At 64.6% G+C, this 19,176-nt stretch carries 22 protein-coding genes; 7 read left to right on the top strand and 15 right to left on the bottom strand.

All coding sequences use genetic code 11. The features are described 5' to 3' along the window. Positions 1–86: 86 nt before the first annotated feature. From ACT4ML_RS13400 to ACT4ML_RS13365, 8 genes are all read right to left on the bottom strand, one after another. Entirely contained in the window at positions 87–980 is an 894-nt protein-coding gene (locus ACT4ML_RS13400; RefSeq protein ID WP_444721322.1) for an alanyl-tRNA editing protein, read from the bottom strand. 73 nt (positions 981–1,053) lie between these two features. Continuing rightward, entirely contained in the window at positions 1,054–1,578 is a 525-nt protein-coding gene (locus ACT4ML_RS13395; protein WP_444721321.1) for a helix-turn-helix domain-containing protein, read from the bottom strand. A gap of 115 nt (positions 1,579–1,693) precedes the next feature. Further along, complete coding sequence (locus ACT4ML_RS13390; protein ID WP_444721320.1) at positions 1,694–3,025, bottom strand: J domain-containing protein; 1,332 nt, start codon at positions 3,023–3,025, stop codon at positions 1,694–1,696. 136 nt (positions 3,026–3,161) lie between these two features. Beyond that, on the bottom strand, positions 3,162–4,502 hold the full coding sequence (locus tag ACT4ML_RS13385; RefSeq protein WP_444721319.1) for a DNA polymerase Y family protein: 1,341 nt from the start codon (positions 4,500–4,502) through the stop codon (positions 3,162–3,164). Between the two features lie 102 nt (positions 4,503–4,604). Then, complete coding sequence (locus ACT4ML_RS13380) at positions 4,605–5,336, bottom strand: GNAT family N-acetyltransferase (protein ID WP_444721318.1); 732 nt, start codon at positions 5,334–5,336, stop codon at positions 4,605–4,607. 119 nt (positions 5,337–5,455) lie between these two features. Next, positions 5,456–6,184 carry a plastocyanin/azurin family copper-binding protein gene (locus tag ACT4ML_RS13375; protein WP_444721317.1) on the bottom strand — a complete coding sequence of 243 codons (729 nt, stop codon included), beginning with the start codon at positions 6,182–6,184 and terminating at the stop codon, positions 5,456–5,458. Between the two features lie 261 nt (positions 6,185–6,445). Continuing rightward, positions 6,446–6,775: a transcription factor S gene (locus tag ACT4ML_RS13370; protein ID WP_138244996.1), complete on the bottom strand. Its 330-nt coding sequence runs from the start codon at positions 6,773–6,775 to the stop codon at positions 6,446–6,448. 59 nt (positions 6,776–6,834) lie between these two features. Further along, positions 6,835–7,812, bottom strand: coding sequence for a beta-ribofuranosylaminobenzene 5'-phosphate synthase family protein (locus tag ACT4ML_RS13365; RefSeq protein ID WP_444721316.1), 978 nt, complete (start codon positions 7,810–7,812; stop codon positions 6,835–6,837). Between the two features lie 152 nt (positions 7,813–7,964). Between ACT4ML_RS13365 and ACT4ML_RS13360 the strand changes: the two genes are divergently transcribed. The 4 genes from ACT4ML_RS13360 (at position 7,965) to ACT4ML_RS13345 (ending at position 11,019) form a co-directional block, all read left to right on the top strand. Continuing rightward, on the top strand, positions 7,965–8,672 hold the full coding sequence (locus ACT4ML_RS13360; RefSeq protein ID WP_444721315.1) for a glycosyltransferase: 708 nt from the start codon (positions 7,965–7,967) through the stop codon (positions 8,670–8,672). 61 nt (positions 8,673–8,733) lie between these two features. Continuing rightward, positions 8,734–8,895 (top strand): hypothetical protein, encoded by a 162-nt coding sequence (locus tag ACT4ML_RS13355; protein WP_444721314.1) that lies wholly within the window; start codon positions 8,734–8,736, stop codon positions 8,893–8,895. Positions 8,896–9,009: 114 nt separating this feature from the next. After that, positions 9,010–10,737 carry a dihydroxy-acid dehydratase gene (gene ilvD, locus ACT4ML_RS13350; RefSeq protein WP_444721313.1) on the top strand — a complete coding sequence of 576 codons (1,728 nt, stop codon included), beginning with the start codon at positions 9,010–9,012 and terminating at the stop codon, positions 10,735–10,737. A 126-nt stretch (positions 10,738–10,863) separates the two neighbouring features. Then, positions 10,864–11,019 carry a hypothetical protein gene (locus ACT4ML_RS13345; RefSeq protein WP_006432562.1) on the top strand — a complete coding sequence of 52 codons (156 nt, stop codon included), beginning with the start codon at positions 10,864–10,866 and terminating at the stop codon, positions 11,017–11,019. 118 nt (positions 11,020–11,137) lie between these two features. Here the strand turns inward: ACT4ML_RS13345 and ACT4ML_RS13340 are convergent, their stop codons facing one another. The 3 genes from ACT4ML_RS13340 to ACT4ML_RS13330 form a co-directional block, all read right to left on the bottom strand. Continuing rightward, positions 11,138–11,575: an adenylyltransferase/cytidyltransferase family protein gene (locus tag ACT4ML_RS13340; protein WP_138245000.1), complete on the bottom strand. Its 438-nt coding sequence runs from the start codon at positions 11,573–11,575 to the stop codon at positions 11,138–11,140. 103 nt (positions 11,576–11,678) lie between these two features. Next, positions 11,679–12,173 (bottom strand): Mov34/MPN/PAD-1 family protein, encoded by a 495-nt coding sequence (locus ACT4ML_RS13335; protein ID WP_444721312.1) that lies wholly within the window; start codon positions 12,171–12,173, stop codon positions 11,679–11,681. Positions 12,174–12,244: 71 nt separating this feature from the next. Next, positions 12,245–12,652, bottom strand: coding sequence for an FAS1-like dehydratase domain-containing protein (locus tag ACT4ML_RS13330; RefSeq protein ID WP_444721311.1), 408 nt, complete (start codon positions 12,650–12,652; stop codon positions 12,245–12,247). Positions 12,653–12,803: 151 nt separating this feature from the next. Here ACT4ML_RS13330 and ACT4ML_RS13325 point away from each other — a divergent pair, with 151 nt between their 5' ends. Beyond that, positions 12,804–14,708, top strand: a complete 1,905-nt coding sequence (locus ACT4ML_RS13325; RefSeq protein WP_444721310.1) for a DHH family phosphoesterase — start codon at positions 12,804–12,806, stop codon at positions 14,706–14,708. Positions 14,709–15,094: 386 nt separating this feature from the next. On the opposite strand, the gene ACT4ML_RS13320 is transcribed toward ACT4ML_RS13325, so the two are convergent. Beyond that, positions 15,095–15,241, bottom strand: coding sequence for a DUF7692 domain-containing protein (locus ACT4ML_RS13320; protein ID WP_444721640.1), 147 nt, complete (start codon positions 15,239–15,241; stop codon positions 15,095–15,097). 320 nt (positions 15,242–15,561) lie between these two features. Between ACT4ML_RS13320 and ACT4ML_RS13315 the strand changes: the two genes are divergently transcribed. Beyond that, positions 15,562–16,326, top strand: a complete 765-nt coding sequence (locus tag ACT4ML_RS13315) for a hypothetical protein (RefSeq protein ID WP_444721309.1) — start codon at positions 15,562–15,564, stop codon at positions 16,324–16,326. Between the two features lie 65 nt (positions 16,327–16,391). Here ACT4ML_RS13315 and ACT4ML_RS13310 read toward each other — a convergent pair whose 3' ends face one another. The 3 genes from ACT4ML_RS13310 to ACT4ML_RS13300 form a co-directional block, all read right to left on the bottom strand. Beyond that, positions 16,392–17,144, bottom strand: a complete 753-nt coding sequence (locus tag ACT4ML_RS13310) for a restriction endonuclease (protein WP_444721308.1) — start codon at positions 17,142–17,144, stop codon at positions 16,392–16,394. Positions 17,145–17,403: 259 nt separating this feature from the next. Continuing rightward, a complete protein-coding gene (locus tag ACT4ML_RS13305) occupies positions 17,404–17,727 on the bottom strand; it encodes a hypothetical protein (RefSeq protein WP_138245005.1) in 324 nt (107 codons plus the stop codon). A gap of 76 nt (positions 17,728–17,803) precedes the next feature. Next, the gene (locus ACT4ML_RS13300) at positions 17,804–18,073 is read right to left on the bottom strand and encodes a zinc ribbon domain-containing protein (protein ID WP_444721307.1); all 270 of its coding nucleotides are present in this window, start codon (positions 18,071–18,073) and stop codon (positions 17,804–17,806) included. A gap of 163 nt (positions 18,074–18,236) precedes the next feature. On the opposite strand from ACT4ML_RS13300, the gene ACT4ML_RS13295 reads away from it, so the two are divergent. After that, positions 18,237–19,157 carry an A/G-specific adenine glycosylase gene (locus ACT4ML_RS13295; RefSeq protein WP_444721306.1) on the top strand — a complete coding sequence of 307 codons (921 nt, stop codon included), beginning with the start codon at positions 18,237–18,239 and terminating at the stop codon, positions 19,155–19,157. Positions 19,158–19,176: the final 19 nt, after the last annotated feature.

Raw genomic sequence — 19,176 nt, 5'->3', positions numbered from 1 at the left:
GAGGTCTCGACACCGTTGGTCGAGCGGTGGAAGCGCGCAGATATGAATTCGTCGCTTGCGAGAGCCGTCGCCTGCACCCCTTGCCGTTACTGTCGCCCGCTGGCGGGTCGCACGCGCTCGAGTTCGTCGCCGACCTCCTCGAGATCGACATCCAATGCCGATGTCGCGGCGAAAGCGGCCCGCTTCTCTGCGGTCCGTCGATCGATCGCCTGTGGGCCGACGGCGAATTCGATTCGGGTCACGCCCGCGTCGGGACTCGAGCGGCCAAGCACCGTCACGGGGCCGACTTCGCGGGTGTTCCGGACGTGGGTGCCGCTACAGGCCGACACGTCCCACGGGTCCGTCGGGCTGGTCGCCCCGGAGAGGCGGTTCCCGCTCCGGTTGTCGGGCTCGTCTTCGATCGTGACGAGGCGGACTCGACCCTTTCGTACCGCGCCCGCGTCGGCCCCCTCGGCGTCGAAGGTGATCCCGTCGCGCTCGCGCGCCTCCGAGATCGGCACGTCGTCCCACGCCACCGGCCGCGACTCCCAGACGACGCGGTTGACGGCCTCGTCCAGTTCGATCAGCGTCTCGTCGTCGAGGGCCGCGGACGTCTCGAGGTCGACGCGAACCGTCTCGGGTCCGATCTCGAGGCCGGCGTAGGTCGACTCCTCGAGCAGTCGCCGGGCGGCCCCGACGAGGACGTGACTGGCGGTGTGGGCTCGCATGCAGTACATCCGAAAGGACCAGTCGACCGAACAGAGGACGCGGTGGCCCGGCTTGAACGACGGCTCCTCGGCCAGCACGTGGACCTGTTCGCCGTCGACGAACTGCACGTCCGCGACCGCGATATCGCCGATCGTTCCGCGGTCGGCCGGCTGTCCGCCGCTCGCACCGAAGAAGTGACTGCGCTCGAGCCAGACCCGCCGGCCGTCGATCGACGTCACCTCGGTCTCGAACCGCGTGGCGTACGGCTCCGCTGCCGCCCGTTGCCCGGTCATCGGTCACAGTCTGTCGCCGGCGCTTAAAAGTCTGCTCGCCGAGACGGTCGCGAACTCGAGAAAACAGTCTCGCTTACTCCGCGAGGGTCACGTCGAGGCGCTCCTCAAGGGCCTCGATCAGCCCGCCGCCGACGCCGGCTTGGGTCGCGCGTCCCTGTTCGACCGCGAGGATGTCTTTCGCCGGTGCGCCGAGTTCCTCGGCGAGTTCCTCGCGCTGGAGGCCGGCGTCCCGCCGGGCCTCGACGAGCGCCTCGCCGTAGTCCGAGACGAGGTACGGCAGGGGGTCGTCGTCGTAGTTCGTCCCCTCGCTCTCCCAGTGTTCGGAGTCGCCGTCCCAGACCGGGTTCGCCTTCGCGACGTTCTGGGCCGCCTTCCGCTTGCGGTTGGTTTCGTCGTCCGAACCGCTGTCTTGCTCGCTCCGATTCCGATTCTCGTCCCGGCCGTGCGTCTCGGAATCGTCGTGGGGCGCACAGTCCGGACAGACCTCGAGTTCGGCTCCGGCGACCGATGCGAGCGTGAGCGAGTTGCTCTCGGCACCGCAGAGTTCGCAGTTCGTCCCGCCACCACCGCCGGACGAACCGGTCGAGTATTTGGCCATGCGAGGCTTTGGCATCTGTCGCATTTCAACCGTTCGGTAGTGCGGGCGGCCCGAGCCGTCACACCACGGCACAGTCGGTCACTCGAGGCCCCGTCTCGAGCCGCCCGGCGGAAAATCAGCGATCGAAGTGCTTTCTGATGGTCGCCCGCAGCGGCAGTCCCAGCGCGCCCGCGAGCGGGAGGATCACGAACGCGGCGAGATCGATCGGGAGCGACGCCGTGCCGGCCGCGGCGATGCCGAACCCGGCCAGCGGCGCGAGGACCGGGAGGACGTAGCCGTACGACGGCTTCCAGCCCGGGCCGCGTCTGGTCCGGCGGACGATCACGCCGAACAGCAACGGCATGAGCACCGCGCCCGCGAGCAGGGGACCGCCGATCAGCGTCGTCGTCGCCCCCAGCGCGAGCGCGACGACGATCGTCTCGTTGATCGTCAGCCTCCCCCACGTGTTCTCTCTGGTGACCGCACGAACGACGAGCAGGCTCACCAGCGCGAGCGCGACGGCACCCGCCAGCGCGCCGTACCACAGCGTCGCCTCGAGCGGCGGCGCGACGAATTCGACGCCCTGAACGAACGCGAGCGTCGTCTCGAGCCCGTGGCGGCTCTCCGAGAGAAGCGTCCAGAGCCCGGCGGGGTCGGCACCGATCCCCCGAAGGTCGGCCCAGAGCGAGCCGAGACCCTCCCGATTCTCGAGGCCGAAGTGGGCGAGCCCGGCGGCGTAGACGAGGACGGAGAGCCAGATGAGCGGCAGCGAGAAGTTCTGTCGCCGCCACCAGCGAGTGAGGGGATTGCCGGCTTCGTCGGCGGTCCCGGACCCGGAACCGGAACCGGTCGCGGTCCCGCCGGATCGGGCGGTTCCGCGAGCGGACCCACCGCCCGACCCACCGGTTCGGTTACTGGTTCCCGACCCGTTACTGCCGGCGGACCCCGTCCCCGTTCCGGATCCAGTTCCGGTACTTGCTGTACTCGAGGCACCGCTGGCGGTGCTAGCCGAGGCCGACGCCGTTCCGGCCGTCGACGTCGTCCCGCTCGAGCCGGCGGTCGATGACGACCGACCGCCGGTCGACGAACTGGACGCCGCGGCGCCGGCCGACGACGATGACGCGGTCGACGCTTCGGCGGACGCCGTCTCCGATTCCGAATAGCTCAGTTCCGTGCCGCTCGAGTCGTCCTCGTCTCCGTCGTCGCTCTTCCAGACGTCGGGGGAGGGGAGGCCGCTGGTTCGCTTCGCGACGTAATCCTCGTGGCCGAGTCGGTCGTAGGCCTGCCGTTCGACCGGATCGCCGAGGATGTCGTAGGCCGTTTTGACCGCGGTAAACTGAGCCTGCGCGCGGTCGTCGTCGTTCAGATCGGGGTGATAGACGCGGACCTGTTCGCGATAGGCGTCCTTGATCTCGTCTTGGGAGGCGTCGGGCGGGATCTCGAGAAGGTCGTAAAAATCCTCTGTCATATGAGCATAGGGGCGATGTGTTCTGTGACGATAGTTATCGGGACGGGGTTATAATTTCGGTGTTCTTTCCGGTTCGGGTATACTGTCTGCTCGAGGACAGTGGCTGTTTCGGCCGAGCCGGCCCGCGAACCGCCGCTTACGAGAAATCCGAGAGAGACGTTTGGCCGACCAAGCGATCGCCACACGCCGGGTCCGGATCAGGATCGGGGTCGGCGTCCGGTTCGGGCTCGGACTCGTCCGCGGACTCCCGTTCAACCTCGGCCTCGGCCTCGACCTCGGATTCGGTTTCGGGGTCGGATCCGGCGGCGGACTCCCAGCCCTCGAGGCTGGTCTGGTCGGCGGTCGCGAACTCGAGGTTGGCCACCCGGACGCCGAGCTTGCGGACGGGCTCGCGCTCGAACTCGGCGAACAGGTCGCGAGCGATACGGTCGACGAGGTCGGGGTCGTCGATCGGGCCGGGAAGCGACTTCTCGCGGGTATTGACATCGTACGGCGGCGTGACGGCTTTGACGCCGATGGTCCGGTACAGGGCGCCCTCGCGGCGGGCGCGATCCGCGACGGCCGCCGCGAGCGTCTCGATCAGCTCGTACTTCGGGTCGGGGTCTTCGACGGGCTCGGCGAAGGCGGACTCCCGAGAGAAGCTCTTGGGGTCGCCCTTCGGCTCGACCCGGCGGTCGTCCTCGCCGCGCGCCCGGTCGTACAGTTCCCGGCCGCGCTCGCCGAACCGCTCGACCAGCGGCTCCGGATCGGTCGCGGCCACGTCGCCCGCCGTCTCGAGGCCCATCTCTCGAAGCTCTCGGGCTGTTACGGGGCCGACGCCGTGAAGCAGGTCGACCTCGAGCGGCGCGAGGAACTCCCGGATGTCGCCGGGCTCGACGACGGTGAGCCCGTCGGGTTTGTCGAAGTCGCTGGCGATCTTGGCCGCGCTCATCGTGGGGGCGACGCCGACGCTGACGGTGACGCCGACCTCCCGCCGGATGCGGTCCCTGATATGGCGAGCGAAGCCGTCCGCGACCTCCCACGCGGTCCGCTCGGTCACGTCGAGGTAGGCCTCGTCGATACTGACCTCGCGGACGACGCCGGCGCAGTCGTGGAGAATCTCGCGAACGTCGGCCGCGACGGACTCGTAGTAGTCCATGTCGACGGGCCGGTAGTAGCCCGTTTCGTCGCGCTCGAGGTCGGACTCGTCGAGCGTCCCGTTTTCGAACGCCGCGCGTCTGGGGAGCCGCTCGAGAGCCGTCGAGATCGCCTGTGCGCTCTCGACGCCGAACTCGCGAGCCTCGTAGCTGGCGGTGGCGACGGCACCGATCGTCTCCCCCTCCTCGTAGCCCATGCCGACGACGAGGGGTTCCTCGCGGAGTTCGGGCTCGCGCAGCCGCTCGCAGGAGGCGTAGAAGCAGTCGGCGTCGACGTGGCAGACGATCCGATCCTCGTCGGCCTCGCGCTCGACGCCCGGCAGCCGCGGCCCGTCGGACATTCGTCTACCGGTCGATTCGTCCGGACCGACGTGAACGTTGCGCCCGCGGTGCGGTCGCGGTCGGCGGTCCGATAGGCGAACCGCCGCCGTCCAGCAACGGCGCTACAGTTCGCGCGCCATCATCACTTCGTCGACGTACTCGCCGTCGATCGTGTAGTGGTCCCGGCGGATCGCCTCGGTGTCCCAGCCGTGTACGGTCAGGAACTCGAGTGCGGTGTCGTTGACGACCGGCACGCTGTTGTAGAGTTTCCGGTAGCCGTTCGCCTCGGCCCACTCGAGGCCGCGCTGTAAGAGCGTACTCCCGATCCCGTACCCCCGATAGGCCTCGCGGACGCCGACGGTCTGCCGGGCGACTTCCCGAACCGGATCCGTCTGTTCGCACTCGAGGTGGGTCCAGCCGACGACCTCGCCGTCGACGGTCGCGACGAAGAACGTCCGGGACTGCACCGCGTTGTGTCTGGTGACGGCGTCTTCGTACAGCAGTTGCTCGGCGATCGTCTCGGCGACGACGTAGGTCTCCTCGGCCGTGACGTCCCGGATAGTGTCGACGAGGCCGTCGAAGTCAGCCTGCCGAGCGGGGCGAACGGTGACGGTGAACTCGTCCAACTCGTGTTTCTCGACGGCGCCGAACTCGAGTGCGATCCGAAGGGTCCCACCGTCATCTTCGAGATAGCCGTCCGATTTCAACTCCTCGAGGCGGGTTCGGAACTCCTCGGCGGGCAGGGAGAGGATGTCCAATACCTTGTGGCGCTCGACGGTTCCGTGGCGTTCGACGTACTCGTAGATGCGTCTGCTGGCGTCGGACGCAAACGTCGGCCGTTCAATCGCGTCCATACTCCCGATACGCGGGCCGGCCGCTTAGTCCTTGTTCATTGATATCGTATAGCACATTATTCACCGAGCCTGGATCGGAACAGATGTCGGACAGAGATAGAGTAGCCGCCCGACCGCTCTCACTCCGCCGGTGGCTCGGGGAACTCGACGAGGAGCTGTTTGCTCTCGGCCGCGAGGTCGTCCCAACTGACTGAACCGCGTTCCGCGATGGTCGCCGGGTCCATGGTCGGATCGGCGTACACCAGTTCGGCGGTGAGTTCCGGCGGGCGGAGTTCGACCTCACCGTCCTCGGTCTCGACGGCCCCTTCCGGGCCGAAATCGGCCGTCGGCTCCCCGACGACGATGCGCATTACCATGCCGAAGATCTCGTGGGGCGAACACAGCACGTCGTAGACGCCGGGTTCGTCGAACCGGTACAGCCAGAACGTATCCATCCCCAACACCGGCGACGAAAACGGCGGGACGCCCTCCGGGACACGGCGCTGCCGGCCGTGCTGAGGGTGGTATGCGGTGACGGTGTGGTCGGGCGTCGCGAGCTGGAACTGGACCACGTCGCCGGGCTCGACGAAGAGTCCGGTCGGCTCGAAGAAGAACTCCGGAACCGGTCGTCCCTCCGTCGGCCGTGTTTCCAACTCGACCGCGTGATCGGGCCGGAGTGATCCCGGCAGTTGCTCGTCGCCCTCGAGGCCCGAGTAGCCCAGCACCGGATGGATGCAGTCCGCCTGTGAACACGCTTGCTGCTCCCGCTCGCTGTGGGTCCCGTTGTCACTGCTTGCTGCGCCCAGTCCGGTCGCGAGGGGAATCGTCGACGTTACGCCGGCCGCTTTCAGAACCTGTCTCCGGTCCATGACCGCCATCTATCGTCCGTCGAGAGTATATGTGTGAGATCATTCCACGACCAATCTTCTCTTGATGTCTGAGTGTCATTTGTACAGTTATATTACCTCCACTCAGGAGAGTGATCACAGCGCCCTCGAGAGCGGTTTCCGGCGTCGGAAACGGAGAATTACGGGGCGAAACTGAACCCCTGAGCGGCCGTCTCAGCGAGCCGGCATCTCGAGAGTAATCACCGAGAACGATCACGCGACGGTATCGAAGCGAGACCGGACTCAGTTGTACTCCCGCCAGCGGTTTCCACAGTCGGTACACTTGAAAAAGCGCGTCGGCGGCTCGTCGGCCGAGGCGGTCTGTTTGAGCGTGTACCACGCCTCCTCCGCACCGCACTCGTCGCAGATGACGTCCGTGGCCTTCGGCTTGCCCTCGAAGTTGGCCTCCTCGCTGGACTCGATCACGTCGCCGTCGGTCTGTGACTCCGTCGTGACGAAGGCGTCCTCCTGCTCGCGATCCCGCTCGTTCGAGGCCCCGCAGTCGTCGTTCGTACAGACCATGCGGTCGCCCTCGGCTTTCATCATCGAGCCGCAGTCGTCGCAGAATTGCATATCGGGCCGCTACGGGCTCGGCACGCAAAAACGCTCCACTTCGATCGACTCGAGCGCCGTCAGTCCGTCGTTCGGACTCGAGCCCCGGTCTCGGCCGGCTCCGCGAGGATAACCCGTCCGTCGAGCCCGCGGTCCGCGAGCGCGGCGGCGGCCGCGGCCTCGGCCTCGTCGGCGTGGGCGGTGTCGGTCACGCCGTAGACGACCGGGCCCCACGACGACTGGCCGACGCCGGAGAGGACCGGACAGTCCTCGAGCGTTTCGACGAGTTCGCCCGCGGGCGGCCGGAAGACGCCGCCTTGTGCATCGGCGTACCACGCCCCGTTCTTGCGGCCGATCTCGGCGATCGCCTCGCCGAAGGGCTCGAGGCGGCCCGCGGCGGCGGCCGGCAGCAGTTTCCGGGTGACGACGCCGGCGAGTTCGTCGGCGACGGCGGGATCGGCGCGTTCGACGACCGAGCGCATGCTCGCGTCCTCGTCGTCGCCGCTGCGGCCGGGTTCGGCGTCTGGAACGACGACAAGGAACCGCCACTCCGAGGGCAGGTCGTGGCGGGCGACGACCGGCGGCACCGTCCAGTCGCCCTCCGCCGGCGGCTCGGTGGTAAACCGGTTCGTCGGATGGCCGGCGTCGACGGCGAAGCCGCCGCCCTCGAAGGTCGCGACGCCGACGCCGCTGCGACCGCCTCTGCCCATCGCCGGCGCGCGCTCGCGAACTCGCGGCTCGAGGCCGTGGGCTCGCGCCGTCGCCGTGAGCACGGCGAGAGCGAGTTGGGTCCCGCTGCCGAGCCCGACGTGGCGCGGCAGGGACTCCTCGAGCGCGAGCGCGACGCCGGGAACCTCGAGGATGTCGACAGCGCGGTTCGCGTACGCCTGGACTAGGGGATCGGCGGCCTCGACGGCGGCGGCGGGCTCGGCCGTAACGGTCACTCGCGGCTCCGCGAGTCCGACGCCGATGCCGCCGTAGAGCCGCTCGCGAGCGAGCGAGAGGTTCTGGAAGCCGACGTGGAGGCGCGCGCCCGCGCTGACGGTCGCGGTCGTCATGGGTCGTGATCGTGCCCGGCTACGAACCCCCTCGGGAAGGGGGTTTCGACGGTGGCAACGACTGAGACGGGGTACTGTACCGATTTCCGGCACAACCCCAGCGCGGGCGACAGACACAGCGGTTATATCGCTCGCCCCGACAGTCCCCGACGATGCCGGCAGCCGACGCCTCGGTCGTCGTCCCCGCTCGCGAGGAGGGCTCCCGCCTCGAGCGAACGTTGGACTCGCTCGCGGCCCAACTCTTCGACGGGCGACTCGAGGTGATCGTCGTCGCGAGCGATGCGACCACGGAGCGCGTCGCTCGAGCACAGCCGGCGGTCGACCGCGTGGTGGTCGACGACCGCCGGGCGGGTCCCGGGCCGGCCAGAAATCTGGGTGCGGCGGTCGCCGGCGGCGAGGTGGTGTTGTTCACCGACGCCGATACGGTCGTTCCGCCCCGCTGGGTGCGCCGCCACTACCGCCACTACGCGACTCCTGAGGTCGTCGGCGTCGGCGGCCCGCTCCGGCCGCTCGAGGGCGGACTCCGTCACCGCGCGCTCTTTCGGGTCCTCTCGGACTGGTGGTATCGCGCGTGCTGGCCGGTCGGATTCGTCCAGCAGCCGGGCTGTAACTGCAGCGTCCGCCGGACGGCGTTCGAGGCGATCGGCGGGTTCGACGACGACTTACAGTTTCTCGAGGACACCGACCTCTCCCTGCGGCTTGCCCGCGAGGGACCGGTCGTCTACGATCACGCCTGTCCCGTCGAAACGTCGACCCGACGGCAGAACCGGGTCGGCTACGCGCGGCTCTTCTGGACCTATCTCGTCGGCTACCTCGAGTACGTACTGCCCGGATCGTCGCCGACTCGAGACTACTTCTGACGGTAACTCGAGCCGATTCGGGCCAGAAGACAGATATCGGGGTACTCTGGAGACGGAGACGATGAACCGAACCGACGACCCCGATCGCGGGCCGGATGGTGCGGTCGAACGGGGCTGTGACCGGTGTGACTGGTACGCGGTCGAGAGCTCTTATGCCGCGCTGGTCGAGCGGTATCAGGACCACCTCCGCGAGGCGCATCCGCGGCTCTGGCTCCGGACCTGACCCCCGCGAACGACAACCCCCCGCTCTCGGCCGAACTTGTTCGCCGGAATCAAAACCCCACGAACGATTGGCCGAGAAAGGGTGACTTATGCCCCTTCGACGCAAGGTCCGACCATGAGCAGCGACGACGAGTTCGACTACGGAAAAGACGAGCAGTTGCGGAGCCGCGAGGTGACGGAAGGTCCGGACAAGGCCCCCCACCGCGCGATGTTCCGTGCGATGGGGTTCGACGACGAGGACTTCGGCTCGCCGATGATCGGCGTGCCGAACCCGGCGGCCGATATCACGCCGTGTAACGTCCACCTCGACGACGTCGCCGACGCCGCCCTCGAGGGAATCGACGACTCCGGCGGCATGCCCATCGAGTTCGGGACGATCACCATCTCCGATGCCATCTCGATGGGGACCGAGGGGATGAAGGCCTCGCTGATCTCCCGGGAACTCATCGCCGACTCCGTCGAACTGGTCTCGTTCGGCGAGCGCATGGACGGGCTGGTCACGATCGGCGGCTGCGACAAGAACATGCCCGGCATGATGATGGCCTCGATCCGAACGGATCTGCCCAGCGTCTTCCTCTACGGCGGCTCGATCATGCCCGGCGAGCACGAGGGTCGAGAGATCACGGTCCAGAACCTCTTCGAGGGCGTCGGTGCCGTCGCCGACGGCGAGATGGAAAGCGAGGAACTCGACGAGATGGAGCGCAACGCCTGCCCCGGTGCGGGCTCCTGTGGCGGGATGTTCACCGCCAACACGATGGCCTCGATCTCCGAGGCCCTCGGCTTCGCGCCGCTGGGCAGCGCCAGCCCGCCCGCCGAGGCCGAATCGCGCTACGACGTCGCCCGCGAGGCCGGCGAACTCGCCGTCGAGGTCGTCGAGGAGCAGCGCAAGCCCTCCGACTTCCTGAGCAAGGAATCGTTCGAGAACGCAATCGCGCTACAGGTCGCCGTCGGCGGCTCGACCAACGCCGTCCTCCACCTGCTGGCGATGGCCGCCGAAGCCGGCGTCGACCTCTCCATCGAGGAGTTCGACGAGATCAGCCGGCGCACCCCGAAGATCGCGAACCTCCAGCCCGGCGGCTCTCGGGTCATGCACGACCTCCACGAGGTCGGCGGCGTCCCGGTCGTTCTCAACGCCCTCTACGAGGCCGACCTGCTCCACGGCGACGCGCTGACGGTCACGGGCGACACGATCGGCGAGGAACTCGAGGCGCTCGACCCGCCGGCGATCGAGGACCTCGACGCGGACTTCCTCTACACCGTCGACGAGCCCAAAGACGAGCAGGGCGCGATCCGCATCCTGACGGGCAACCTCGCGCCCGGCGGCTCCGTCCTCAAGGTCACCGGCGACGACGACCTCCACCACGAGGGGCCCGTCCGCGTCTTCGAGAACGAGGAAAACGCCATGGCGTACGTCCAGGAGGGACGCGTCGAGAGCGGCGACGTGATCGTCATCCGCAACGAGGGGCCACAGGGCGGCCCCGGCATGCGGGAGATGCTCGGCGTTACGAGCGCGGTCGCCGGACAGGGCCACGCCGAAGACGTGGCGCTCATCACGGACGGCCGCTTCTCCGGCGCGACTCGCGGGTTCTCGATCGGGCACGTCGCTCCCGAGGCGTTCGCCGGCGGCCCCATCGGCCTCATCGAGGACGGCGACGTGATCACCATCGACATCGAGGACCGGACCCTCGCGGTCGACCTGAGCGAAGAAGAACTCGAGGCCCGCCGCGAGGAGTGGGAGCAGCCCGACCCCAACTACGAGAGCGGCGTGCTGGCGAAGTTCGGCCACGCGTTCGGCTCGGCGGCCAACGGCGCAGTGACGAACCCCGGCGTCAAAGAGGACTAATCGACGGATACGCATCCGAACGGATCGAGCTACCCGTTCACGGGCGACGGTTTCGAAACTCCCTCCCTTCGATTTCCTGCACGAGTCTTTCCCGCCTATGTGACCGACTACCGACTAGACAGACGAATGTGTAAATACTGCCTCGAGTGTGACTGGCAGATCAGTACTGCCGACGGCTACACCGAAAAGGAGGTGTCCGAGAAAGCGATCGAACACTTCGTCGAGACGGGTCACACGGTCGATTCGCTCCGGCTCCCGCCGCCGGTCATCCTCGAGAACTGAACCGAATCGAGTCGTCGACCGAGCCATCAATTGGGCCGGTATCGGCCCCCGATTGCGATTTCTCGACGGAGCCGTCGTCCGCGAACTGCCCGCGAGACGATTCTACTCACCAACTGCCTCAGCCGCGACGTTCGAGGATCCGATCGATGATCAGCCGCGTCGAGAGCAGTTGTTCGTCGGCGTCGTCGCCCGCCTCCCGAGCGCTCGCCCGGCGGACCTCGCAGTCGATTCCGCGGGCCTCGAGTTCGGCCGCGATGGCGTCGTCGTCGTGGTGTTGATCGTGGCCCAGCGCGATCACGTCGGGATCGATCGCCTCGATCGGAACGAAGATATCCTCCTCGTGGCCGAGTCGGGCCTCGTCGACGGCCTCGAGCGCGCCGACGACGTCCCGGCGCTGGCTCGCCGGACAGATCGGTGCCGCCTTGTGGTCGACGTTGGTCGTCCGCGCGACGATGACGTGGAGTTCGTCGCCCATCGCGGCGGCCTCCTCGAGGTAGTGGACGTGGCCGGGGTGGAGGATGTCGAAGGTTCCCTGCGCGATGACTGTCCGGCTCATGGCTGCCTCGCCGTCGATCCGGCGGCGTGCGGTTTCCGTGGCGATCCCGTCGTCGGTCGTGTGGTAGTCACTGATAGCATCGTCTCGAGAGGCGAACGTCGCGTCATCGCAGTTCCTCGTCGATATCCGCCTGCGTGAAATCGAAGAACTCCTCGGTCTCGGGCAGGTCGACGTCGATCACGTTCAGCCGGGTCGGTTTCCCCTGTGAATCGAACGCCTTCCAGTCCGTCCGGCGGTAGGGTGCCCCGATGATGACGTGGACGCTCCCGCGACCGAACGTGTCCAGATCCGCGTTACTGGGCTTGATCACGCCGTTGGGATGGGAGTGGATGCTCCCCAGCGCCTTCACGTCGTTCGGAATCTGATTCGTCTTGACGGTCGCGCTGACGCTGTTGGACTCGGTGCCGGGCACCACGAGGATATCCGTGATGACCAGGCCCTCCCGGTCCAGATCCAGGCGTTCGGCCTCGGTCCCGCGGAGGAACCCCATGTACTCGTTCGGGTGGGTCGCCTCCGAGGACTCGAGGGCGAACTCGAGCGTCTCCTCGGCGATGCCGAGAATCTCGCTCGAGCGAAACAGCGCGTCGAACAGCCCCATATCCCCACCTGCGGCCTTGCGGTTGCTAAACGTTCCGATGCACCGGTTCGGCTCGGGAGACGATCACTGCCTCACTCGTCCGAAACGGCGTCTTTCGGAATGATGCCGTCGACGTCGGCACACAGGACGTCCTCGCCGTCTTCGTTCGTACAGACCGCGGTACTCTGGACGTCGTAGTACTCGTCGCGTTCGGTCACCGACTCGAGGTGACAGGTGCAGGTGATCCGCTCGCCGGTGTGGACCGGTCGCACGAACTCGAACTCCATCCCGCGGGCGATGTAGTTCAGTTCGCCGCCGATCTCCGTCGGTAGCGTCGCGGTGAGCAGCCCCTGTACGGTCAGTCGTCCCGCCTCGTCCGGCTCGGTGTGGATCGGCTGCTGGTCGCCCGATAGTTCGCCGAACTCGCGGACGTCCTCGTGATCGAAGCTCCGTTCGACGGTGTACTCGTCGCCCTCCTCGGGCGGGTGTGAAACGTCCATGCTGTAACTGGTCCCGACGATTCCTTTTGTAGCTACTGCTCACGCTGTTGTCACTCGAGACCGGCGACCGCTTCGATGAGAACTCGGCCGCTCGAGTCCCCATCGCTTCTTGACAAGGGTTATACGCGACCACCTCAAACAGCGAACCAAGATGACGCGTGACTCCGCCGGGGAACCCGGCGCAGACGACGGGGATTCCGTCGTCTACGATCTCGCTTCCGATTGTACCGCCGACGATGTCGAGCAAGGCCGTTACTATCTCGCCGAGATCAACGGTATCGTCGACTACGGCGTCTTCGTCGATCTCTCCGACTCCGTCTCCGGACTCGTCCACGAATCCGTCCTCGAGGGCACCTTCGCCGTCGGCGACGAACTCGTCGTCGAACTCGAAAGCGTTCGCGAGAACGGCGACATGGCGTTCGAGCCGGTCGACATCGACGACTACGAGGTCGAAGCGGTCGGCCACGACTACTCGCTGACCGGGACCGACCGACTCGAGGGCGCCATCGGCGAACAGATCCACCTCGAGGGGACGGTCACGCAGGTCAAACAGACCGGCGGTCCGACGATCTTCCACGTCTCCGACGAACAGGGCGTCGTTCCCTGTGCCGCCTTCGAGGAGGCCGGCGTCCGCGCCTATCCCACCATCGAAGTCGGCGACGTCGTCCGGGTCACCGGCACGCCGGAACACCGCGAGGGGTCGGTCCAGATCGAGGTCGACGGCCTCTCGAAACTCGAGGGCGAGGACGCCGCCGAGGCCCGCGAGCGACTCGAGGACGCGCTCGAAACCCGTGCCGAACCCCACGACGTCGAACCGCTGATCGACTGGCCGGCCTTCGAGAAACTCCGCCCGGACTTGGAGGAAGTCGCCCGACTGCTCCGCCGGACGGTCCTCGAGGGGCGGCCGATCCGCGTGCGCCACCATGCCGACGGCGACGGGATGTGTGCCGCCGTCCCCGTCCAGATCGCGCTCCAGCGCTTTATCGCCGACGTCCACGAGGACGAGGACGCGCCGCGCCACCTCATCAAACGGCTGCCCGCGAAAGCGCCGTTCTACGAGATGGAAGACGCCACGCGGGACCTCAATTTCGCGCTCGAGGACCGCGAGAAACACGGCCAGCAACTCCCGCTCCTGCTGATGCTCGACAACGGCTCGACGGCCGAGGACGTCCCGGCCTACGAGACGCTGGCCCACTACGACATCCCGATCGTCACGGTCGACCACCACCACCCCGACCCGGACGCGGTCGAGGACCTGCTCGACGCCCACGTCAATCCCTACCTCCACGACGAGGACTACCGGATCACGACCGGGATGCTCTGTGTCGAACTCGCGCGGATGATCTACCCCGATCTGGGCGAGGAACTCCGCCACGTCCCCGCCGTCGCCGGCCTCTCGGACCGCTCGAAGGCCGACGCGATGGACGACTACATCGAGCTCGCCGCCGAGGAGGGCTACGACGAGGACCGTCTGCAGGACGTCAGCGAGGCGCTGGACTACGCCGCCTTCTGGCTGCGCTACAACTCCGGCGACCAGCTGATTCAGGACCTGCTGCAGGTCGACAGCGACGACGAACAGCGCCACCGCGAACTCGTGGACTTCTTCGCCGACCGCGGACGCGAGGAAGTCGACGAGCAACTCGAGGCCGCGATGCCCCACCTCGAACACGAAACCCTCGAGAACGGCGCTCACCTCTACCGGATCGACGTCGAGAACTACGCCCACCGGTTTACCTACCCCGCGCCGGGGAAGACCACCGGCGAGATCCACGACCGCAAGATCGAGGAGACCGGCGACCCGGTCATCACGGTCGGCTACGGTCCGGACTTCGCCGTGCTCCGCAGTGACGGCGTCCGACTGGACATCCCGAACATGGTCTCCGAACTCGAGGCCGAAATCGCGGGCGGCGGCGTCTCCGGCGGCGGGCACCTCGTCGTCGGCTCGATCAAGTTCGTCACCGGCAAGCGCGAAGAAGTGATCGACGCCCTCGTCGAGAAGATGGCCGAGGCCGACATCGACGAAGCGCTCTCGAGTGCGGCCCCGATCGACGACTGAGACGCGACTCGAGCGAGCGTCGGATCGGCGAAAAAATTCGTTTTCTAGCAGTACTGGACGCCTGTCTCGAGGAGCCGACGAGTCGGCTCAGTCAGCGCCGTGACGCGGCGTGTAGCCGCAGTCGTCACAGGCGAGTGACTCGTATCGGGCCGAGAGCGAGCCCGAACATTCGGGACAATGGTATTCTGATTCGAGTGAATGTTGACTGATTGCCATATGCGACTCGAGGAACTGAGCACTGATAAGCACGCCTATTATGGCGATTCGAGACTGCATAGTGCTAGAATGCGTCGGCATATCACGACCGAACTATCGTTGAGAATTTCTGTTCGCCGGCGAGTCGCCGACGGTCGCGAGCGGTATCAGGAGATAGTAGCACGATTTCGTTATTCAGATAAAGGCGAACGGGACGGCGCTTGACCGGTGCAGTCGGAGGATTCGGCGGCGCGTTCGATCTCATCAAACCTCCATTCGTTCCCATCGCCGGTTCGGATCCGGACCGATCCGGGGAAATTGGGGTCTTGACGAGCCATATTCGTGAACACCTCCGCTATTCCTCGTTTTCTTCGGTCACTGAAACGGCTCGAGTTTATAAACAGGGTGTCGGGGCACGGCGTGATCGACGCGGCGGTCAGCCCAATCGCGCTCGTGACCGAGCGCATATGAATACGGGGTCGATCGCGGGCGTGTTCATATTCGGGAAACTGGTTTCGTCGACGTGCAACCGCTGGTAGTCGATCTGGATTTAGACTCTTTACAGAAAGGAGGTGCAGTACTGCACTAGCATTCCTAAATACCTCACTTGCCGTTTGACCGGTAGATTATATATCCGTTCATATAATAAGTTGATAAGATGCCTGAGAACGATATGTCTCCTAAGAAAAAAGAAGTAGATGGATCTGTCGTGATGATATATGAATCTAACAGTGCTTCTTTATCTTGGTCAGAATGGATTATACAAAAGGGAATTATTCTTCTTGCCCGTATCTGGGGATTCTTACTCCCTGTTTCCCTATTTTCAGTTCTTTCTCTTGTTGTATTCGACCCAACACAATCTGCATTAGGTGTGTTCTTTTTATTAAATGTATTACTAGTTTTCGTGGTAGAGACATGGAGACGGTCAACAGATATTAGGTCTGTATTGAGTGAAAATTGGACAAAGAAGACACCACCACATCAATCCGGCTTTGATATCAACCGTTTGTTCTGGTCAGCAATCGATAGTCTTCGCCCAGAATTAAAGCCAGATCCACCACTTCACCCAAATGTAAACACTAGTCGTTGTTTTAGTTGGGGACTAGCATATTATGTAGCAGGAATATTCACGTTCATTATAGGAGCATTAGCTTTACTCGGCCTAACTAATATTGGTGTTATAGAGAGTACAAGAACAGAACTATTAGCGGAGAATGAACACCTCTTCCCAGCCGCATATATGTCTGCTTTACTGGGACCCGAGTTCGGAGCTATCGTTATAACAATATTCGCATTATCGTATTCCAGTAGCGATCTAGCGTTTGCTGTATTGGTGGGGATAATACCTTCATATTTCCTCATACACTCTATGGAAAACTTCATTATTGGGATAGAATCATTCATAGATGGTTTTAGAACCTAGACTTCGCCTACTGGCATATGGACTCTTGGGTAGTCGTGAGAATATGTGAATCTCCGTATGTATGGTTATGAGTTCTTAAATCGCCGACGGAGATAATAGGTTGATGCTAACCCCGCACCAAGAAATCCGAGTACAGCTAAACCGAAAGGACTCCCTTGATTCCCTGTTTCTTGCGTTATCTTACGCACGTCACGGTATATCGTTATGGGAATTGCAAACCAAGCAAGAAGACCACCGCTAACTCCGATTGTCAAGAGGAGACTCTCATATTCCGGATAAAATATGGGAAATACGGCCACTGCTAAGAACGTAAGTACCCACGCGCCCGTTGCTGCCACTACCTGAATGAGAGTGTCTTTTGCGGGGATGTCAGAAGTAGATTCCACTGCGTTCTCTTGATTCGAGTACTCCTCAAGGAGTTCCTCTGCTTCGAGATCGTGAATCAATTCCACCAGCTCCTCACCGTTCACTAGCTTCATCCCTTCGCGATTTGCCCTATCAATCGCATCCTCAGTAAATTCAGTAGTGGTTACGACGACGACAGACTCAACATCTTCGTGGCGCCGAGCATCAATAAACTGGGCGATATCAGTCGAATCAACCTTATAGCCCTCACTCAGTCGCCGTGTTTGGACTGCAACACCTTGACCCAGAGCACTCTCATCGCGTCTCGCTAAGATGTGGACACTTTCATCTCGGAGGACTTCGGCTTCGTATCCCTGTAACTGCCAGAGTTCTGCAACCAGTTCCTGAAATGTGTAGGGATCGATCTCTCTAAGTCGATGGAGTAGTTTTCCCCTCCGCAGACCCTTGCTCATACGCTCTGGACCTAGTAGATAGACTTCTTGAAAGTTCCGGCATATTGAAAGGGACTATTCCGTGAAAGGGCGATCTTTTCGCGCTCGAGCGGGCCGACGAACGACCCGTTGGGGAGAGGGGAGTACTTTTACTCAACAGTTTGCCGAGCGACCGAGCGGAGTGAGAGTGCAGAGCAAACTGTTGGCAGATGCACTTATTGAATCGGCGTATCAGCTTCGCAGCCAATTCCGGATAAAGAAATCGTAGTACCAACGACTGTTAGAACTGGTAGCGGCGCTCGTCGTCCATCGACGGATACTGGTCCGCGCCGGTCATCTCCTCGAAGGTCATCCCCGAGAGGTACTCGTCGTAGGTCACGTCGTAGGCCGACCGCAACTGAAAGTCGAGCTTGCCGGTGTCGACAGTCGACTGAAAGAGCATGTGGATCGCCCGGCGGACGAGTTCGTCCGTCTCCTCGGGTTCTAAGGCGGACTCGAGCAGGGCGAGTTCGTTGCGCGTCTCGCGGTCCAGCGACAGCGACAACTCGTCGCCGATATCGGTGTACGACGCCGTCACGTCATCGTTGAGATCGTCGAGGCTCATACGGGAGGGGACTCGAGCCGGTCGGATAGACCTTTCGTGGTCGCCTCGAGCGGCGGCGTCGCGCGCCGGGTGGCGGTCAGCGGTCGGTACCGCAATGCGTGCAAGCGTGAGAGCCGTCGTAGATGCGTCGCCCACAGTTGTCGCAGTCCGTCCACGTTTGGCGATCGGACTCGTCCGAACGGGCGTTCTCCCACAGAGAGACGAGGGCCCCGACGACGATCAGCGATCCGCCGAGGAGCACCCACCCGGCGGGTCCGATCGTCAGGAAGAATAGGACGATGAACGGACCGACGAGTATCGCGAGCCCAAGGAGGATCAGCACCGATCCGAGCGAGTACGAACTCATGTGGAATACCTATCCTTTTGGCGCGAAAAATACTGTGATTCAGCTCGTCTCGAGCGTCGCCGACGGATCTCCGCGCTCGCGAATGGCGGGCGGCGTGACAGTCGCCGGACGCGGGCCGTCGAATTGCGACACTGACTTACAGCCGACGGCGTAACCCTCGCCGATGACAGCAGGGGACAGGGCGCAGTTACCCGACGACCGCGGGGCGGTGCGCGAGGCGCTGATCGAGTGGTACGAGGACGACCACCGCGAGTTCCCGTGGCGACGCACGGACGACCCCTACGAAATCCTCGTCAGCGAGGTCATGAGCCAGCAGACCCAACTCGGCCGCGTCGTCGAGGCCTGGGAGGGGTTCCTCGAGCGGTGGCCGACCACCGCCGAGTTGGCCGACGCCGACCGCGCCGAGGTCGTCGGGTTCTGGACCGACCACAGTTTGGGGTACAACAACCGGGCGAAGTACCTCCACGAGGCGGCGGGCCAGGTCGAAGACGAGTACGGCGGCGAGTTCCCCGACACGCCGGCGGAGCTACAGGAGCTGATGGGCGTCGGGCCGTACACCGCCAACGCGGTCGCGAGTTTCGCGTTCAACAACGGCGACGCGGTCGTCGACACGAACGTCAAACGGGTCCTCTACCGCGCCTTCGACGTGCCGGACGACGACGCGGCCTTCGAGGACGCCGCGAGCGACCTCATGCCAGCGGGCCGCTCGCGGGTCTGGAACAACGCGATCATGGAACTGGGCGGGGTCGCCTGCGAGCAGACGCCCCGTTGCGACGAGGTCGGCTGTCCGTGGCGCGAATGGTGTGGCGCCTATGCCAGCGGCGATTTCACCGCCCCCGACGTGCCGACCCAACCGAGTTTCGAAGGGAGCCGCCGGCAGTTCCGCGGTCGCGTGATCGGCACCCTCCGGGAGTACGACGAACTCGAGTTGGACACTCTGGGCCACCGCATCCGTGTCGACTACGCCCCCGACGGCGAGTACGGCCGCGAGTGGCTCACGGACCTCCTCACGGACCTCGAGTCGGACGGGCTGGTCGAATTCGACGACGATGGAGCGGAACCAGTCGCACGGCTCCAGCGCTAACGGAGCGGTTCAGCGACGG

The sequence above is a fragment of the Natrinema sp. LN54 genome (assembly GCF_052439245.1).
GTDB lineage: Archaea > Halobacteriota > Halobacteria > Halobacteriales > Natrialbaceae > Natrinema > Natrinema versiforme_A.
Note: the sequence above shows the minus strand (reverse complement) of the source record. Positions and strands in the feature narration are given on the sequence as shown.

Excerpts from the sequence above, each read along its gene's own strand:
- ACT4ML_RS13390 (WP_444721320.1), bottom strand. The coding sequence starts at position 3,025 with ATGACAGAGGATTTTTACGACCTTCTCGAGATCCCGCCCGACGCCTCC.
- ACT4ML_RS13305 (WP_138245005.1), bottom strand. The coding sequence starts at position 17,727 with ATGAGCCTCGACGATCTCAACGATGACGTGACGGCGTCGTACACCGAT.
- ACT4ML_RS13315 (WP_444721309.1), top strand. The coding sequence starts at position 15,562 with ATGCCTGAGAACGATATGTCTCCTAAGAAAAAAGAAGTAGATGGATCT.
- ACT4ML_RS13325 (WP_444721310.1), top strand. The coding sequence starts at position 12,804 with ATGACGCGTGACTCCGCCGGGGAACCCGGCGCAGACGACGGGGATTCC.
- ACT4ML_RS13300 (WP_444721307.1), bottom strand. The coding sequence starts at position 18,073 with ATGAGTTCGTACTCGCTCGGATCGGTGCTGATCCTCCTTGGGCTCGCG.
- ACT4ML_RS13380 (WP_444721318.1), bottom strand. The coding sequence starts at position 5,336 with ATGGACGCGATTGAACGGCCGACGTTTGCGTCCGACGCCAGCAGACGC.
- ilvD (WP_444721313.1), top strand. The coding sequence starts at position 9,010 with ATGAGCAGCGACGACGAGTTCGACTACGGAAAAGACGAGCAGTTGCGG.
- ACT4ML_RS13370 (WP_138244996.1), bottom strand. The coding sequence starts at position 6,775 with ATGCAATTCTGCGACGACTGCGGCTCGATGATGAAAGCCGAGGGCGAC.
- ACT4ML_RS13320 (WP_444721640.1), bottom strand. The coding sequence starts at position 15,241 with ATGGCTCGTCAAGACCCCAATTTCCCCGGATCGGTCCGGATCCGAACC.
- ACT4ML_RS13360 (WP_444721315.1), top strand. The coding sequence starts at position 7,965 with ATGCCGGCAGCCGACGCCTCGGTCGTCGTCCCCGCTCGCGAGGAGGGC.
- ACT4ML_RS13395 (WP_444721321.1), bottom strand. The coding sequence starts at position 1,578 with ATGGCCAAATACTCGACCGGTTCGTCCGGCGGTGGTGGCGGGACGAAC.
- ACT4ML_RS13365 (WP_444721316.1), bottom strand. The coding sequence starts at position 7,812 with ATGACGACCGCGACCGTCAGCGCGGGCGCGCGCCTCCACGTCGGCTTC.
- ACT4ML_RS13310 (WP_444721308.1), bottom strand. The coding sequence starts at position 17,144 with ATGAGCAAGGGTCTGCGGAGGGGAAAACTACTCCATCGACTTAGAGAG.
- ACT4ML_RS13340 (WP_138245000.1), bottom strand. The coding sequence starts at position 11,575 with ATGAGCCGGACAGTCATCGCGCAGGGAACCTTCGACATCCTCCACCCC.
- ACT4ML_RS13385 (WP_444721319.1), bottom strand. The coding sequence starts at position 4,502 with ATGTCCGACGGGCCGCGGCTGCCGGGCGTCGAGCGCGAGGCCGACGAG.
- ACT4ML_RS13355 (WP_444721314.1), top strand. The coding sequence starts at position 8,734 with ATGAACCGAACCGACGACCCCGATCGCGGGCCGGATGGTGCGGTCGAA.
- ACT4ML_RS13330 (WP_444721311.1), bottom strand. The coding sequence starts at position 12,652 with ATGGACGTTTCACACCCGCCCGAGGAGGGCGACGAGTACACCGTCGAA.
- ACT4ML_RS13345 (WP_006432562.1), top strand. The coding sequence starts at position 10,864 with ATGTGTAAATACTGCCTCGAGTGTGACTGGCAGATCAGTACTGCCGAC.
- ACT4ML_RS13375 (WP_444721317.1), bottom strand. The coding sequence starts at position 6,184 with ATGGACCGGAGACAGGTTCTGAAAGCGGCCGGCGTAACGTCGACGATT.
- ACT4ML_RS13335 (WP_444721312.1), bottom strand. The coding sequence starts at position 12,173 with ATGGGGCTGTTCGACGCGCTGTTTCGCTCGAGCGAGATTCTCGGCATC.
- ACT4ML_RS13400 (WP_444721322.1), bottom strand. The coding sequence starts at position 980 with ATGACCGGGCAACGGGCGGCAGCGGAGCCGTACGCCACGCGGTTCGAG.
- ACT4ML_RS13295 (WP_444721306.1), top strand. The coding sequence starts at position 18,237 with ATGACAGCAGGGGACAGGGCGCAGTTACCCGACGACCGCGGGGCGGTG.